Source organism: Spiroplasma endosymbiont of Cantharis rufa, from assembly GCF_964019665.1.
Classification (GTDB): Bacteria; Bacillota_I; Bacilli_A; order Mycoplasmatales; family Mycoplasmataceae; genus Spiroplasma_A.
In genome coordinates this window covers 961,233-978,397 of the sequence record NZ_OZ026459.1, presented here as the reverse complement: position 1 = coordinate 978,397, position 17,165 = coordinate 961,233, and the positions used below count along the sequence as shown (strand labels likewise).

The following is a 17,165-nucleotide window of genomic DNA, read 5'->3' as shown; positions in this document are numbered from 1 at the left end:
AAATGTCAATATTATTTAAAAAAACATTAGGACTTTTAGGTTTAGGCTTAACAACAACATTGGTTTCATCTTCTGTTGTTTCTTGTGCAACTTCTTTAAAATATTTAATGGACAGAGCTGTAAGCACAGATGTATTCAAATCAATTTATACATCAAATGTAACAAGTTGAAATACTGCATATTCAATGCAAGCAGAAGATTCAAGAATTTGAGCTAACTCATTTGATACATTTTTATCAACAGATCAATATGGAAGAATTTATGGTTCTCTTGTTGAAAGTGAATATGGAGAAGAGCAAAATCAATCAGATGCACATTATTCTTATGTAGGTGATATGAAAAATGAAGGTCAACAATGGACTTATAAAACAAGACCTATGACTTGAGTTAACTATCAAGGAAAAATAGTTGATCAAAATGGTAAAGTATCTTCTGATCAAACTAAAACCGGAGAGGGAAAAGCTTCAGTTATTGAAGGAGTTAGACAAGCAGCTTGATTTGCTTTAAATCCAAAAAATGGTTCAGATGTTGCTTCATTGTGAACATCATTTATTAAAGGTGCTGCTGAAATTCAAAAGGGAATTACAAATGCTCAAGGAGAATATGAAGAGAGTGAAAAAACAGCTGAAGATACTGCAAAATTAAATGCAGCGATAAAAGTTGAAAAGGATAAAATATGAAGTAATGATCCTGAGAAATTTGGAATTACTGTAAGCATTGATAATCAAGAATTACTTACTTTTGACTTAACTAAAAAAGCACCATATTTTGAAAGTTTATTAACATATTCAGTGTTCTCACCAATTTTTACAGCAGAAAAGGGAGATGTTAAAGATTTTAAAGAAGCAATGTATAATGCTTCTTACTATCCAACTCAAGCTAATCCAAATGGAAAAATTATTTTACAAAAAAATGAACATTATGTATTAAAAGAAAGTACTAATATTAAAACTTTAGAATATAACTATGTTGATGATGCCTCTGCTACTAAAGAAAGAATTTTATTTGAATCAGGTTCAACAACAGGATTTGAATTAAAATCAGATGATTTAAAAGGTTGAAATAACTATATCGGTCAAGGTAAAGATTCATATGAAAATCCTAAATTTGAAGGTGCATATCCAGTTTCTTCTCCGGATGCTTCTGGTTCATTTCTATTAGTATACAACTACTATAATTCAGAAATTGATGACAATTCATTAAAACCTGAGGAAAGAGAAAGAGCGTTAGATGCTTCAAAATTGCTTCAATCAATTGATGCAAGAACATTTATATCAACAGCTTTAGACAGAACAGACTTCGTTAGGTTTTTTTCAAAAACAATTGATGAAGTTGGAGAACCATCACAAATGTTAAGAAATACATATACAGGTTATGGTGTTGCAAGTAATGGTGCAAAAGATTATACACAATATGTATCTGATAGTTATGATGAATTAATTAGCGAAAATGGTGCAACTGTAACTTCGACTGATACTGATTGAAGTTTAAAAGATGGTAAAGATTCTTACTTCAATAAGTCAAAAGAGTTAGTAGGAAAAACTAATGAAGAATTAATTAAAAATATAAATGAATATATTAGTTTGAACAATATTAAAAAAAGAAAAGTAAAAGGAAAATCAGATAACAAAGTTATTTTAAAACTTATATTAAGTCCATCAAATAACAATTCATTAAATCCATATTTAAATATGATGTTTAAAAAATTTAATGAAATTAAAAATAACCCAGTCTTTGTACAAACTAAAGTTCTTTCATCAACAGATGAATATAGAACAAATGGTTCAAGAGGGGCAACTGATTTATTTATAAGTGGTTGATCACCTGACTATAAAGACCCATCAAGTTTTTTAGAAACAATGACACTATGAGGGCCTTATGGTGCTTATACTGGAACTTCAAGATTATTTAAATCAAAAGCAGCAGCAAGTGAAGATAATGCAAATGATGATTCAGAATATAATATAACAACTGAAAAGCTTTATGCAAGATCTTTAGAAAAACCAAATGAAGAAAATAGTGCTACAAAGGCATTATTAAAATCATATGAAACATATTCAAATAGTTTTCAATCTACAGATTTAAATGTTGCTGAAAGTGAACAAAGATTTAAAGAATTTGCTGAAACAGAAACACAATTATTATATAAAGATTTTTTAACATTAACTTTGTATACAAAGGGAATGCCAACTGTTTGAACAGTTAATCATCTAGCACCATATACAAAATCATATGAAGCATTTGGTACTGGTCAATTTAAGTATTATAATGTTAAAATTAACTCAAAACTTTTATCAAAAGAAGATTGACAAGTTGCTTATCAACAATATCTAAATGATAAAATAGCTATTGCAGACAATTGAACTTTAAAAAGACAAGGTGCTCATTGAAAGAGCAAATTAAATAATTAATAAAAGTTTTAAAAAATCTACAAATTTGTAGATTTTTTTTATACTATTTAGTAAGTGAGGAAAAATTATGAATAATATACTAATTGAAAAAATTATAAGTTTAATAAATAATCGTAATCGTCAAAATCATGATTTGTATAAAAATAACGGTTATTTAAGCTTATTGAGTTTATATCAGCAAGCAATTTTTGAACAAATACATGATCAGGAAATTTTAAATCTTGATATTAAGGAATTTAAAAAAGTCGAGTTCAAATCTTTTGACTCAAAAAATATTGTTGGGATATATCATTTAAATAAGAAAAAAACTAAAAAATGAATTATTGCTTGTCATGGTTTTTCGTCTTCAAAAGAATCATCTGCAATTGCAAGTTACTATTTTAATAAGCTTGGCTATAATATTTTTGCATTTGATTTTAGAAATCATGGTGAATCTGATGATGCACTTATTACAATGGGTATTAATGAGGAAAAAGATTTATTAAGTGCTTTAAATTTTGTTAAAACAAATTTTTCAACAAAAGAAATATCTCTAATTGGTTTTTCAATGGGAGCTCATACAGTTAATAGGGTTGCAATCTCAAACAATATTAAAAAATATAATATTAAATTTGCTATTGCTGACTCTCCATATTTTGAAACAGCAAAGGTTTTGGAAAGAGTTATTAATACAATTGGTGGAGCACTTATTGGTAATTTTTTAGATAAAATTTTACAAGGGGTTTATAAAGTATATAATGATAAATATAAAATAAATATTGAAGCAGACACCATAACATATAAAATTCCATTGTGTAAAACTTCTTTTCCAATACTTTATTTACATTCTAAAAAAGATAAGGTAACAGATTATCAAGACAGTGAAAAATTTTATAATTTAAGAAAAATTTTAAAAATAAAAGATGCTTTACATATTTTTTTAACAGGAGAACATATAAGAACTCAAGTTTTACATACTGAAATGTATTGGAAACTTGTTGAAAATTTTGTAAATAAAAAATAGAAGGTATAAAAAGATGAAAAATAGGGAAGTAACCGTTTCTTTGGAAAATGTTTCAAAAATATTTAATAAAAAAAATTGAGTTATTAAAAAAATTAATTTGAAAATTAATAAGGGTGAAGGTTTAGCAATCATTGGACCCAATCAATCTGGAAAAAGTGTTTTGGGTAGATTAATAGCTAGTCAAATAAAACAATCTGGGGGAATTATTCAATATAATTTTAATAATGAAAATGTTATGGCAAATATTGGATTTCAGTTTAGACAAACAACTTGACCTGAAGGTTTTCTTGTAAAAGAAGTTTTCAATTTATATAAGCATATTAATGATATACAAGATAAAGAATGAATAGATAAACTTGTTGAAGTATTTGGTATTGATTTGAGATGAGAAAAAACATTGACATCATGTAATACCTCTTGATTACAATTATTTTCAATTGCTTTAGCCATTATTAATAGACCAAGATTAGTTGTTTTAGATGAAGTCTCATCTTCAATTGGTTTAGATTTTAAAATTAAGATTTTAAATTTTTTAAAAGAATATAAGGAAAAATATGAAGCCACATTTGTTGTTATTTCACCAGATGATTCAACTTTTGAATTGCTTTGTGAAAGAGTAATTGTTTTAGATCATGGTTTTATAGTTTCTGATGATCATATTACTGATTGAAAGAAAAATTTAACTTTTGAAAAGTACTCACTAAATATAATGGATGCTATTAGTCAACAAGAAATTAAGGTTAAACCAGATCCATTATTTAAACCTATTTTAAAAAAATTTGAAGAAAATAGAAAATTATTTAAAGAACAATATGATTATTTTTTAGAAAAAAATATAGGTAATGAGCATGAACCAAATATAGTTTATATCAGAAATATCAACTATCATTTAAACGAGTTGGAAAATGTTTTAGTTAGTTTGTTATCAACAGCTATTAATAGAAGAAATATTGAAGAAGTTTTATTACATACAAAAATGGCTATTAAGATATTTAAAAGAACTAGAAAAAAAGTTAATAAGTTAGATATAAAAGTAAAGTATAAAAAATCTGCATTAGTTTTTTTTAAAAAAACAGAAAAATTCTTTAATTTTCTAGAAGAGGATCTTTATAAGAGTTTTAAATCAAATAAGTATATTGTTTATGCAACTGAACTTACAGCCCAATTATCAAAAAAAGAATTGGAGCAGCTTTCTTCATTAAAGAAAAAATATATTCAAGAAGAAATTAAATCAATGAAATTAGAGAGTAAATGAATAAAAAAACAACAAAGACTAGAAAAGAAACAGAAAATAAAGAGGGGGTAAAATATGAATAAGAGTAATTGAAGTGCTTTTAAAATAATATTTGTAATGCAGTTATCAAATTATAAAAAGGACTTATTTGTAGTTTTTTCAGGTTGAATAATTACAACAATTACTCTTGTTGTATGATTGGCTTTTAAAAATGCAGGAACAGGAACTGGCAATAAGGATTTAGTAGTTGATAATTTTATTGTGGCAAGTGCTATTGGTATTAGTGTTATTAGAAACTGTTTATTTAATCTTGTAAAAACTATTTATGATTTTAAATCCTCTATGTTTCTTGAACGTCTCTTTTCTACTAAAGTTTCAAAGACATTTGTGTTCTCCATTATTATTTTATTTAGTCAAATAGTTAATATCTTAGTGGCAATATTTATGTTTGCAATTAGTATGCTATTTCCAGATCAAAGACAAGAAATAGTTAATGTTAATTGACCAGTTCTATTTTTAGGTTTCTTTCTTTTAGCAATTTCGTCAAATTTAATTGCTTTAATAATAGTTTTTCATGCAAAAAGTTATGAATGAGCATCTGTAATAGCTAATCTTTTCTACTTTTTACCAATGTTTTTACTAGGTTTGGGAATACCTTGAACTTTATTAGAGCAAAATAAACCAATTATAATAATAGGTTTTTTTCTCCCTCAAAGATATTTTTTAAATATTATGGCTTCTGGTTGAGCAGATGATATTAGTATGAAAACAAATCAATTTGGTTACAATGGTAACTTTTGAATTCCTTATCTAGTCTCATTGATTATATTAATATTCTTAACAATTTGATTGGTCTTATTGTTAAAAAAGACTTTCGGATATAAAAAGAAATTACTTAAAAAGTATCCGACTAATTTAAAACATATTGCAATTATTTATAGTATTAAAAAAGCTAATTCAATTGAAGAATTAAATCAAGTTATTGAAGTTAAAAATTTAATAATAGAAGCGAAAAAAAGAGAAAATAAAGTAAAAGGAAAAAATAAGAATGATGAATCAAAAAAATTATAAAAAAATAAATAATAATTTTAAGAGTTTTAAAGACCTTTATATTTTATCTTTAAAGACTTTTGTTTATTCTCCATTAAACATGTTTCTCGGTGTTTTTCTTGTTATTTTTACCTTATTTATTTGATTACTTTTTAAAGGTAATAATCCATTTTTGTTTTCATCAGCTATTGGAGCATTAATTGTAAGAAATGGAATACATACTTTTCATAGAGCACTTTCAAATAATAAGAATACAGGTTTTGACCGAAGAATCAATAATACAGGATTAAATGGTTTTATAAAACCAGGAGCAAATATATTAGCAAATTTTACAATTAACTTCTGTATTATAGTTTTATTAATGGGTTTAACATTAATATTTTTTAAAGACCAAAGAACTTTATTCTCTTCAGTTAATTGAACTATGTTTATTACAGGAACCATTAGTTTATGATTACTTTGTGTTTTAATTAGTTACGCAATCTTTATGTTTGTAAAATCAACAGTAGTGGGCTCAATTTATGTTTCTTTAATTTATATATTTTCTTATAATTTGTTAGGTTGTGCTTTTCCTTATGAAGTTGTTGCAAAAATAACATGGTTAAATTTTATTTTATATTTTCTACCTCAAAGATATATGCTTAATGTTATGCAAGCAGGGTGAGTAAATGCAAAGGATTTAGTATATGAAGGTTTAGGAGAAGAGCAATTATATAAAGTAGATTTTAGGTTGGGAGGAAATTTAGCTATTCCTTTTATTATTACTTATAGTTTAATTTTAATGTTATCTTTTTGCTTAATAACATTTATAATATTAAAAGTGAAGCAAAAAAAAGTTGATGTTTATGGAACAAGTGTTGTTTTGAAATTATCAACTGATTATATTAAAGAAATTAAAAAATGCTCTAATATAATACAATTAAACCAGTTAAGAGATCAACATATTAAAGAATTAAAAAATAATTCTATTCATGTTAAAAAATTCTTTCTAACAAAAATAAAAAAAAGAGGTAATTAAGGGATGAAAATAATTGATTCAAAGGACAAAAATTTAAATTCAACAGAAAATTCAATATTAAATTTGGTTAATAATGATCCAGAATTTTTTTGTAGTAACTCAATACAAGAGGTTTCAAGAAAGAGTAATGTAAGTCCATCAACTATGACAAGGGTATGTCAAAAACTAGGATTTAAATCATTTAAAGCAATACAAATGTTTGTTTATGAAAAGTCAAGGATGCAAGGAAGTTATTATAAATTAGGAGAAGACAATACTATCGAAGAAATCATTCATAATGTAAGAGGCGCAGCTATTTATACAATTAATGAAACTTTAAATAGTATTGATAATGAAGAAATTGATTTGGTTTCTAAAAAAATTTACTCTTCAAAAAGAGTAATGATTTTTGGAATAGAGCAACAACAAATAAGTGCAAGTTCTTTTGTATTAAATTTATCAAGAATTAATATAATGGCACAAGCTGTTTCAAATATTCACAATTATGTTCAAAGAGCAATATTTTTTGATGAAAATGATTTTGTAATTTTTATTACAAGAACAGGATGAACAAAAGAAATTATTGAATCAATCAAGTGAACATGTAATAAGAATATTCCAATTTTAGTTTTAACTTCAGACAAGGAAATAACATTTAAGCAATTAGAAAAAGATCTAAATGTTAATAAAATCCACATAATAGAAACACAAACAATTAGCAATGATAAAATAAAATATCCTTCAATTTCATCTGTTCCAGGAGAGATGATTATTTTTGACTTAATTATTAATATAATTGTTAGCAAAAATGAGGAGTATCGTGAAAAATTCAAAAAAACAGCAGAGATATCATTGAATTGAAATTTTGAGGGAAAATTATAATGGATAATTCAGAATTATTGTTAAAAATTAAGCTATTAGAAAAAGAACTAGAAGGCTATAAAAACAAGGAAGAATATACAAAAATTGGACTGCAAAGAACCAAAAATGTTTATGAAATTGCAAGAAAAAATTCAGAGATAATAATATCTAAATCAATTAATTTAGCATATGAGTTTAAAAAAGAAATAGAATTAACATTGCAAAAGATTAATAAAAATCCATTAGAATTTAGTCAATATTTACAAGAATTTTTAGCTAAACATGAATACTTTATTAATAATAAAGATCAAAAAATTGATCAATATTTAGAAGAAATTATTAATAAATTAAATAAAAAATAGTAAGTAATAGCAAAAAGACTTTACTAATTTTTATTGTATAATCATAAAAAGGAGAGCTCTTTATGAAAAAATTATTAGCTTTATTGGCTTCGGCTTCATTTCTTGTTTCAACTACATCAACAACTGTTGTCTCTTGTTCTTTTAGTTTGAAAGATATAGAATCTTTCGAATATAATTTTAATCTTGGCGAAATGTCAGAAGTAAATCAAAAGGAAATTATTAAAAGAATTGCTAAAATTAATAATATAACTGTTGATAGCAAAAAAGATATTGAAAGAATTGCAAATTTTCAATTTGATGTCAATTCAATTAGAGAAGAAACATATACAATTACAAACTCCAATTTTAACTTAAAATATGAAAATGATAATGAAGAAGAACTGAAAAACTATGTTGCAACTATTAAAGTATCAGAATACTCTTGAATTGCAAAAGGAACAGCAACAATTCATTTTAAAGCGACAGATAAAACTGTCAAAAAGGCTCAAAATCCAATAGACCAAGCAGAATCTTCATTAATGGGTTATTGATGAAATTGAGGAAATGTGATTGAAGATAAAGGTAGTTTATCATGAAGGGAACCAAAATTATCATCAATAATTGAGTCTGAAAACAATCCTTACGATATTATAAATATTTCTTCATTATATACGAAAGAAAGGGAAGGAGATATTAATAGTTTAAATATTAACGATTTTATTACAGAGCCTGAAGGTGCTGATTCTGGGATTTATGATGTTGATAATTCTAAGTATTTAATAAATAGAAAACAAAAACAAATCGATGGTACTTGAGAAGATGACACTAAAATTATTACAAATTGAGGTGGAGCTACTGCAGATAGGATGATTTGAAAGTGGAAGCAAAAAGATAAACTTAGAAATAGAATGTATTTTTTACTTGATAGCTATGGTTTAGATGGAATGAGTTTGGCCATTGCAGGAAAGACTCTTTACAATAGAGAAAGTCAAGCAACTATTTCTCAAGTAATAAAAGAAATCATGATTATTTATTGATTAAATGATAAAGATTTTTATTTATCATTGTCAACTAAAATTCAATGATTATTTAAAGATGGAGTTTCTACAAACAAACCAACTTCAATTCCCTTCATTGAAGATTTAACTGGTTGATATGAATGTATTGATTTACTAATGTATAATGTATATAGAGATGTCAATTTTGTAACTGCAAAAGAAGATATTTCAATTAGTTACAAAAATAACACAACAGTAATTAAAAAAGGGGAAAAAATAAGATCCACATATGGAACTGGAAATGAAGAGAATCCAGCTTATTTCTATGGAACAATTAAAAATTTAATTGATAAGAAATGAAATGAGCAATCAGAAGTTTATTATTTAGGTGATAAACCTGTAAAAATTGGAGTAGCAAGTACATATTCTTCATCTGCAAGTGGTTTTAGTGTGAAAAATGATGATGAACCAGAAAATGGAGAAAGTAATTTAGCTGCTGCATTAACTAAATTACATGAAGATAAAAATGAATGAGGTAATTCAATAACAAATAATTTATTAGGGCTTGGATTCTTTGGGATAAATATTGATCAAATTTTATCCAATCCAAATCTTCCTATAAAAGAAGAATTATTTGAAAATCAAGGTGAAAGTGCCAGCAATGGACCTACAAATCCAAAAAACTGAAATAATGGATTAAACTTAAAAAAATTTATAGAATATAGTGAAAAATATAGAAATAGTAAGACAAGATTTTAATAAGTTCTTTTCACAGAGAGTTAACATTTGCTGAGAGTTAATATAGAATTATTAAAATTATCACTTATGAATATTAGAAGAAGAAAAGTATTTTTACTTAGTAGAACTTCTCGCAAGAAAAGCGTTAATATTTCAATTGAGATAAATAAATATCTATTTTTAGTATTTATTTAAATTAGGATGGTACCGCGTTAAAACGCTCCTATTATAGGAGCGTTTTTATTTTGAAAGGAAAAAATTATGGAAAAAAATTATAAAGATACATTACTTATTAATCAAACAAGTTTTGATATGAAAGCAGATTTAAAAGCTAAAGAACCAAATATTCAAGAAAAATGAGATAGTCAAAAAATTTATAAGAAAAAAATTGAAGCTAATAAACAAAAGCCTAGTTTTGTTTTACATGATGGTCCTCCATATGCTAATGGAAATATTCATGTTGGACATGCTTTAAATAAAATATTAAAAGATATTATAGTAAGATGAAAAAATCAATCTGGTTATTGTTCACCTTATATTATGGGTTGAGATACACATGGTCTTCCAATTGAAACTGCAGTTACAAAAACTGGAGTTGATAGAAAAACTTTAAAACCTGTAGAATTTAGAAATCTTTGTAAACAATATGCTTTAACTCAAGTAAAAAACCAATCTGAACAGTTTAGTAGATTAGGAATTTTTACAGACTATGAAAAAAAATATATTACATTAACTGATGATTTTGAGTTAAGTGAACTTAGATTATTTGCAAAAATGGTTGAAAAAAAATTAATATATAGAGATTTAAAACCAATTTACTGATCTCCTTCAAGTGAGTCTGCATTAGCAGAGGCTGAAATTGAATATGCTGAAGTAAAATCACCAACAATCTTTGTAGCTTGTAAAATAGTAGAAAATGAAAAATTTAAAGATACAAATTTGGTTATATGAACAACTACTCCGTGAACAATTCCTTCAAATCAATTAATTGCAGTTGGAGAAGAGTTGGAGTATGTATTAGTTAAACCAGAAAATGATCAAAGAAAATTTATTATAGCAAAAGATTTAATTAATTCAGTATCAGAACAAATTGGATGAGAGAATGTAAAAGTTTTAGATACTTTTATGGGTTCACAATTAATTAAAATTAATTATCAACATCCTTGATATGAAGATAAAACAGGATTCACAGTTTTAGGTCATCATGTTACAAGCGAAGCTGGAACAGGACTGGTTCATATTGCTGGAGGTTTTGGAGAAGATGACTTTGAAATTGTTAGCAAAAATAATATTAAAGCTTTTGCTCCAATTGATAATCAAGGTAAATTTGATGTAACAATAAATGATTCAAGATTAGAAGGAATTTTTTATGAGGATGCAAATAAAATAATTGGTACAACTTTACAAGAAAAAAATCTATTGTTAAAACTTAAATTTGTAAAACATTCATATCCTCATGATTGAAGAACAAAAAAACCAGTAATTTATCGTGCAACACATCAATGATTTGTTAGTTTAGAAAGTTTAAAAAAAGATATTGATAAAGTTATTGTTAAAGATGTAAAAACAAATCCAGAGTGGTCAAAAGAAAGATTAAGAAATATTATTAAAGATAGAAATGATTGAACAATCTCTCGTCAAAGACTTTGAGGAGTACCAATAATTGCATTTTTTGATAAAAATAAACAACCTCAATTAAATAAAGAGATTGTTGATTATGCAATAAATATTATTGCTCAAAAGGGTACTAATGCTTGATTTGATTTACCAGCTGATACTTTTTTACCTGAAAAATTTAAAGGTTTAGGTTGAGAAAAAGAAACTGATATTTTAGATGTCTGATTTGATTCAGGAAGTTCTAATTTAGCAATGGAGCAAAATTTCGGTTTAAAAAGACCTTTTGATATTTATTTAGAGGGAAATGATCAATATCGAGGTTGATTTAACTCTTCGATGATTAACTCTGTTATTTATGATGGTAAGCCCGCTTATAAAGAATTAATTACTCATGGGATGACAAATGATGAAAAAGGTAAAAAAATGTCAAAATCAATTGGTAATACAATTGACCCCTTGGAAATAACCAATGATTTGGGAGCAGATATTTTAAGACTTTGAGTATTCTCAACAGATTTTACAGATGATCAAAGAATTGGAAAAGATATTTTAAAACAAGTATCTGAATCATATAGAAAAATTAGAAACACAATTAGATTTATTTTATCAAATTTAGTTGATTTTGACCCTAAAAAAGATTATCAAAAAGAATTGGAAGAAGTTGATAAATTTGCTTTAAATAATTTAACTGTTACAAAAAACAAGTTCTTTAATGCAATGGAAAATTATGGTTTTAATAGTGGTTTTAAATTAATTAATAACTATGTTACTAATGATTTATCTTCTTTTTATTTAGATTTTATTAAAGATATTATTTATGTAGAAGCTGTTAACTCAAAAAGAAGAAGGCAAGTTCAAACTGTAATTTATGAGCAACTTTGAGCATTACTTGATATGTTGAAACCAGTCTTAATTCATACAGTTGAAGAGGCATATCAAAGTATTGAAAAAATTAAAAAAGAAGAATCAATTCATTTATTAGATTTAAAAGAACAAAGTTTTTTACAAGAAAAAGATTTTGTTTCTAAATGAAATAAAGTCTTAGAACTACGTGATGTTGTTAATGAAGCATTAGAAAAAGCAAGAAATGAAAAAATAATAAAAAAAGGTTTTGAAGCAGTTATTAATTTGGAAATCAATAAGGAGTTTAGCTTCTTTAAAGAAATTAAAGATTTAAATCAAATTTTAATAGTTAATTCAATAAATTTTTTACAGTTAAAAGACAAAATTAACTCTAAGCTAGCAAATGTTAGTGTAGAATTAAAACAAGGGTTAAAATGTCAAAGATGCTGAGCAATTTTTGATGAATTAAAAGAAGATATTTGTCAAAGATGTTTTAACGTAATAAATTAAGGTGAGATGAAATGAAGGATTTTCTATTTAATATTAAGTCAGGGCTAAAAAATCATAATTATATTTTTAAATTCAAATTAATTTGATGTATACCTTTAATGGTGATTTTAATAGGTTTTGATTGAATTAGTAAAGCTATTGTTGTTAATACAATGAAATATGAAGGCAATAATGCAACATTTATTCCCGGAATTATTAGGTTTAATTATATAATAAATCCTGGTGCAGCATATGGAATGAATGCTGATAATAAGGGATTGGCTATTACAATTGCAACACTTGTCACATTACTTTTAATTATTGTGTTTATTTTTTTGAAAAATAAATATTGACTAATACCAATTAATTTAATGGTAGCTGGGAGTGTAGCTAACTTATTAGGTAGAGCTTGGGCTCCTCTTACAAAAGACGGAATAAGTGGTGGAGTTGTTGATTTTTTAGAATTTGAATATGCATACTCAAATTTTATATTTAATTTAGCTGATGCTTGAGTATCGATTGCAGTAGCTATAATTTTTGTAATTTTTGTAATTTATATAGTTATAGAAATTATAGAGTTTAATATGAGGAAAAAAGATCTTAAAAAGTATGATTTTTATTGTGATATTAAATATAGAAAAGCATTTCTTTTTGAAAGTTACTGATCTAAAATAAATAATAAAAATCAAGAAAAATTCTCATATAAAGATTATTTATCAAAAAATAAGCAATTACAAAAAGAGTGAAAAGAATATAAAAACAAGGAGTAGATTATGAATCAATTGGAAATTAAATTAGAACACGATGCAGGAAGATTAGATAAGTTTTTAACTGAATATTTAAAAGAAGAATATGATTTTTCAAGAAGTTATGTTCAAAAATTAATTGAAGCAAAAGATGTTCTTGTAAATGACCAAGAGGTTAGCGTTAAGTATAATCTATTAGCAGCTGATATTATTAAAATGAATATTAAAGAACCAACAGAAATGGAAGCAAAACCAGAAGATATTGATTTTGAGATAGTTTATGAAGATAAGGATTTATTAATAGTAAATAAGCCTAATGGTATTGTTGTCCATCCAGCAGCAGGTAATCCAACTGGAACATTAGTAAATGCTTTATTATATAAAATAAAGGACTTATCTTCAATTGGGGGAGTATTAAGACCTGGAATTGTGCATCGACTAGATAAAATGACAACTGGTTTGCTAATTGTTGCTAAGAATGATAAAACACATAGAAGTCTTACAAAAATGTTAGCAAATAATGAAATTCATAAAGAATATATTGCCTTAGTTCATGGCGTGGTTGAACCCAATGCAGGCAAAATAAATGCTCCAATTGGTCGTCATAAGGGTGATCGAAAAAAAATGACAACAACAGATATTAATTCAAAACATGCAGTTACAAATTTTACTGTTTTAGAACGTTACAAAAATAATTCAAAAATAAGTTGTCTAATTGAAACCGGAAGAACACATCAAATTAGGGTTCATTTATCTTATATCAAGCATCCAGTAGTTGGAGACCCTTTATATGCTTTTAAAGAAGATATGAAAGAAGAATTTGGTCAATATTTGCATGCCTATAGATTGGCATTTAATCACCCAATAACTAATAAAAAATTAGATTTAATAAGTGATTTACCAAAAGAATTTAATGATAAAATCAATATGTTTAAAGAATAGGTGAGTATTATATGATAAATTTTAATGAATTGAAGTTAAATTTAGTGCACTATTTTGTTAAAGTTGAAAAATATAGAGCTTTGGAAAAGTACAGTAATGATTACGTATCTTATTTAATTAATCCTAAGTCTAAATTTAAAATAATTAGAGTAACCATTGGTTCTCCAGTAACAATTGATAAAAACTTAAATGAGATAAAAGCAACTCTAAAATCACAAAAAAGAGAAAAGTTAGAAGTATTAAACATTGCCTTAAGCGATTCTGAAATTGATATTCAATTGGAAGGTACAACTTTTAGTGTTTCAGATTTAGAAAATACTAAAATAAAATTAAAACCTTATTTTTCTAAAATTGATTCGATTAAAGAACAAGAAAAAGAAGTAAAAGAGGATTACATTTCAGATGAAGAAATGGTTGAAATTTTAAAGGATCCAACAAAATCTTCTAACTTGAAGTTTAAAAAAGCAATCCAAAGAATGAATAGAAATAGTCCAATTTCAATACTTTTAATTGTTATATTTATGATTATGCCTTCAATTACAGCTGTTTTTAGTATGCTATGATTTCCTCAAATAAATGGTCTTTCAATTGATTTATTTTTTGGAGCTACAAATAGAAATTTAACTATTGTAGGTCAACAATGATGAAGAATTTTTACATATGGATTTACATCAAATTCTAATGGACTATTAATAGCAATAATACAAATATTTTTAGCTGGAACATCAATTAAATTAGCAAGATATACAGAAGGATTAGTAGGCTCAATAAAATTTGCAATTGCAATATTCATTACTTACCCCCTAGTAGGATTCTTTATTAGCGCAACAGTTCCAACCCAACAAGCTGTATTTTCAGGTGGCCTAGGTTTTATGGCTAGTGTATTAGGGGTTTTAGCAGTAACTACATGAGATAAGAAAAGAGAACCTATACAATTATTTTCAAAAAATAGAATGGTTTTTCCAATTTTATGTTTAGTTATTTATCCACTATTTTTAAGTCAAGCTCACTTATATATAATGATTATTGCCTCAGCTGCAATTTCTTCAAGCATTTACTTATTATTAACTTATAAAAAAGAAACTTTAGATAAATTAATAATACTGCCAATTATTATTCTTACTTTGTCATTTTTTCTTCCACTTACATTTTCTTTAATGAATTATTATTCACCAGCTCATGACCCGTATAGTGTAATGACTTTACAACTATATGTTATTAAAGGTTGAATGCCGAGCACTAAAGCAAACTCAATTATTTTAAGAAATGGTTGAGATTGATTTATTGACTCTAGTGGAAATATTTCAAAATGAGGTTAAAAATATGCAAAAAAGAAAAGACTACATTGATTGAGATACTTATTTTTTAGCAATGGTACAATTAAATGCAATGAGAAGTAAGGATCCAACTACACAAGTTGGTTGTGTTATAGTTAATAATTTAAAACAAGTTGTTTCAACAGGATATAATGGTTTGCCAAGAGGTCTAAATGATGATAATTATCCATGATCAAGAGATGGAAAATTAGAAGAAACAAAATATCCTTATATTGTTCATGCAGAATTAAATGCGATTTTATCTTCAAAGGATTCTGTTAGGGGTTGTGAAATATATACTAGTTTATTTCCTTGTAATGAGTGTACAAAAAGCATTATTCAATCAGGTATTAAAAAAATTACTTATTCTTGTGATAAGTATGAAAATAAGGTAGAAAATAAAATTGCTAAAAAAATGTTAAAAGAGGCTAAAGTGGAATATATTTTTAAAAAAGAAGTAAAAATTATTTTAAGTTAAAAAATAAATTTAAAATTTATTTTTTTTTTTTTTTTATTACTTTATAATTATATTGTGTTAGTTTTACTAGCACTCTGTATTTCGTGTATTATTATTAATACGCTGACAGTAGTACTCATTGCGTCCATCAGTGAGTATAAAAAAAACCCAGTATAATAGGGTTTTTTTATTTTTCACTGTTAAAATGCAGTTTAGTAAACATTTCAACTTTGCCCTTCATTTCAGCTTTATATTTATTAACTAATTCTTTTACTTTATTATTAGCTCCTAAAGGTAATTGTATATTATAGTTTTCTTCTAAAACTCTTATACTTTCTAAGAAATGATATCTGGCAATAATACTGGCACAAGCCACAGAAATATATTTTGATTCAGCTTTTGTTTCAAAATGAATTTTTTTAATAACATCTTTTTGATCAGTTAAATAATTATAGTAATTTTTTTCACTTGCAAATTGGTCCATAACTATTGGTATATCTTTTAAATTACCATTATTTCTAAATAATCTTTTTAATGCTTGATTATGACAAATGGCTTTTAAAATATGAGTATTTTTATAAATATTATAAGCTTGATTGTATTTTTGATTTTTTAAAATATACACTTCTCAAATAACTTTATCCGATATTTCTTTAAAAAGAGAGTATATTTTTGAATCTGTAATTTTTTTTGAATCTGTAATTTTAGTTGATAAATTGGGATATTTCTTCTTAAATTCCTTTTCTACATATACACAACAAGTTACTAAAGGACCAAAAAAATCTCCAACACCAACCTCATCACAACCAATATTGGGCAATTCAATATATTTATCAACTTTTTTTGAAATTATATCTTCTTTTAAATTATATTTCAAACTAAACTCTAATGCATTATTACCTTGAATTAGTAATGTATTTGTATTATAGATGCTTAAAACAAGATCATTAATTTTTAACAAAAACTTTATATTTTGATTATTTGAATCAATTAAAAATTGCTTATTTTCTTCAATTATTTTGTCTATTATTTTTTTATCTAATTTTTTGAAACTTAAGTTTTTCATCTTTCATCAGTCTTTCTAGATAAATTATAAAGTAAAATATTGGTTATTATAAAATA

General features: G+C 25.3%; 14 protein-coding genes. 13 read left to right on the top strand and 1 reads right to left on the bottom strand.

Annotated elements, in window-relative coordinates:
* Positions 1 to 2 precede the first annotated feature (2 nt).
* From AACL15_RS04215 to AACL15_RS04155, 13 genes are all read left to right on the top strand, one after another.
* On the top strand, positions 3 to 2,411 hold the full coding sequence (locus tag AACL15_RS04215) for an ABC transporter substrate-binding protein (protein WP_339033752.1): 2,409 nt from the start codon (positions 3 to 5) through the stop codon (positions 2,409 to 2,411).
* Positions 2,412 to 2,478: 67 nt separating this feature from the next.
* The gene (locus AACL15_RS04210) at positions 2,479 to 3,414 is read left to right on the top strand and encodes an alpha/beta hydrolase (protein ID WP_339033750.1); all 936 of its coding nucleotides are present in this window, start codon (positions 2,479 to 2,481) and stop codon (positions 3,412 to 3,414) included.
* A 13-nt stretch (positions 3,415 to 3,427) separates the two neighbouring features.
* Positions 3,428 to 4,720, top strand: a complete 1,293-nt coding sequence (locus AACL15_RS04205) for an ATP-binding cassette domain-containing protein (RefSeq protein WP_339033748.1) — start codon at positions 3,428 to 3,430, stop codon at positions 4,718 to 4,720.
* A 3-nt stretch (positions 4,721 to 4,723) separates the two neighbouring features.
* Positions 4,724 to 5,719: a hypothetical protein gene (locus AACL15_RS04200; RefSeq protein ID WP_339033746.1), complete on the top strand. Its 996-nt coding sequence runs from the start codon at positions 4,724 to 4,726 to the stop codon at positions 5,717 to 5,719.
* On the top strand, positions 5,697 to 6,716 hold the full coding sequence (locus AACL15_RS04195) for a hypothetical protein (protein WP_339033744.1): 1,020 nt from the start codon (positions 5,697 to 5,699) through the stop codon (positions 6,714 to 6,716). The genes AACL15_RS04200 and AACL15_RS04195 overlap by 23 nt, the downstream gene beginning before the upstream one ends.
* A gap of 3 nt (positions 6,717 to 6,719) precedes the next feature.
* Positions 6,720 to 7,577: a MurR/RpiR family transcriptional regulator gene (locus tag AACL15_RS04190; RefSeq protein ID WP_339033741.1), complete on the top strand. Its 858-nt coding sequence runs from the start codon at positions 6,720 to 6,722 to the stop codon at positions 7,575 to 7,577.
* Positions 7,577 to 7,918, top strand: coding sequence for a hypothetical protein (locus tag AACL15_RS04185; RefSeq protein WP_339033739.1), 342 nt, complete (start codon positions 7,577 to 7,579; stop codon positions 7,916 to 7,918). The genes AACL15_RS04190 and AACL15_RS04185 overlap by 1 nt, the downstream gene beginning before the upstream one ends.
* A gap of 62 nt (positions 7,919 to 7,980) precedes the next feature.
* A complete protein-coding gene (locus tag AACL15_RS04180; protein ID WP_339033738.1) occupies positions 7,981 to 9,654 on the top strand; it encodes a hypothetical protein in 1,674 nt (557 codons plus the stop codon).
* A gap of 240 nt (positions 9,655 to 9,894) precedes the next feature.
* Positions 9,895 to 12,603: an isoleucine--tRNA ligase gene (ileS, locus tag AACL15_RS04175; RefSeq protein ID WP_339033736.1), complete on the top strand. Its 2,709-nt coding sequence runs from the start codon at positions 9,895 to 9,897 to the stop codon at positions 12,601 to 12,603.
* An 11-nt stretch (positions 12,604 to 12,614) separates the two neighbouring features.
* A complete protein-coding gene (locus AACL15_RS04170; RefSeq protein ID WP_339033734.1) occupies positions 12,615 to 13,352 on the top strand; it encodes a signal peptidase II in 738 nt (245 codons plus the stop codon).
* A gap of 3 nt (positions 13,353 to 13,355) precedes the next feature.
* On the top strand, positions 13,356 to 14,270 hold the full coding sequence (locus AACL15_RS04165; protein WP_339033733.1) for an RluA family pseudouridine synthase: 915 nt from the start codon (positions 13,356 to 13,358) through the stop codon (positions 14,268 to 14,270).
* Positions 14,271 to 14,281: 11 nt separating this feature from the next.
* A complete protein-coding gene (locus AACL15_RS04160; RefSeq protein WP_339033731.1) occupies positions 14,282 to 15,589 on the top strand; it encodes a hypothetical protein in 1,308 nt (435 codons plus the stop codon).
* Positions 15,590 to 15,593: 4 nt separating this feature from the next.
* Complete coding sequence (locus tag AACL15_RS04155) at positions 15,594 to 16,064, top strand: dCMP deaminase family protein (protein ID WP_339033729.1); 471 nt, start codon at positions 15,594 to 15,596, stop codon at positions 16,062 to 16,064.
* A 166-nt stretch (positions 16,065 to 16,230) separates the two neighbouring features.
* Here AACL15_RS04155 and rnhC read toward each other — a convergent pair whose 3' ends face one another.
* Positions 16,231 to 17,109 carry a ribonuclease HIII gene (gene rnhC / locus AACL15_RS04150; RefSeq protein ID WP_339033727.1) on the bottom strand — a complete coding sequence of 293 codons (879 nt, stop codon included), beginning with the start codon at positions 17,107 to 17,109 and terminating at the stop codon, positions 16,231 to 16,233.
* Positions 17,110 to 17,165: the final 56 nt, after the last annotated feature.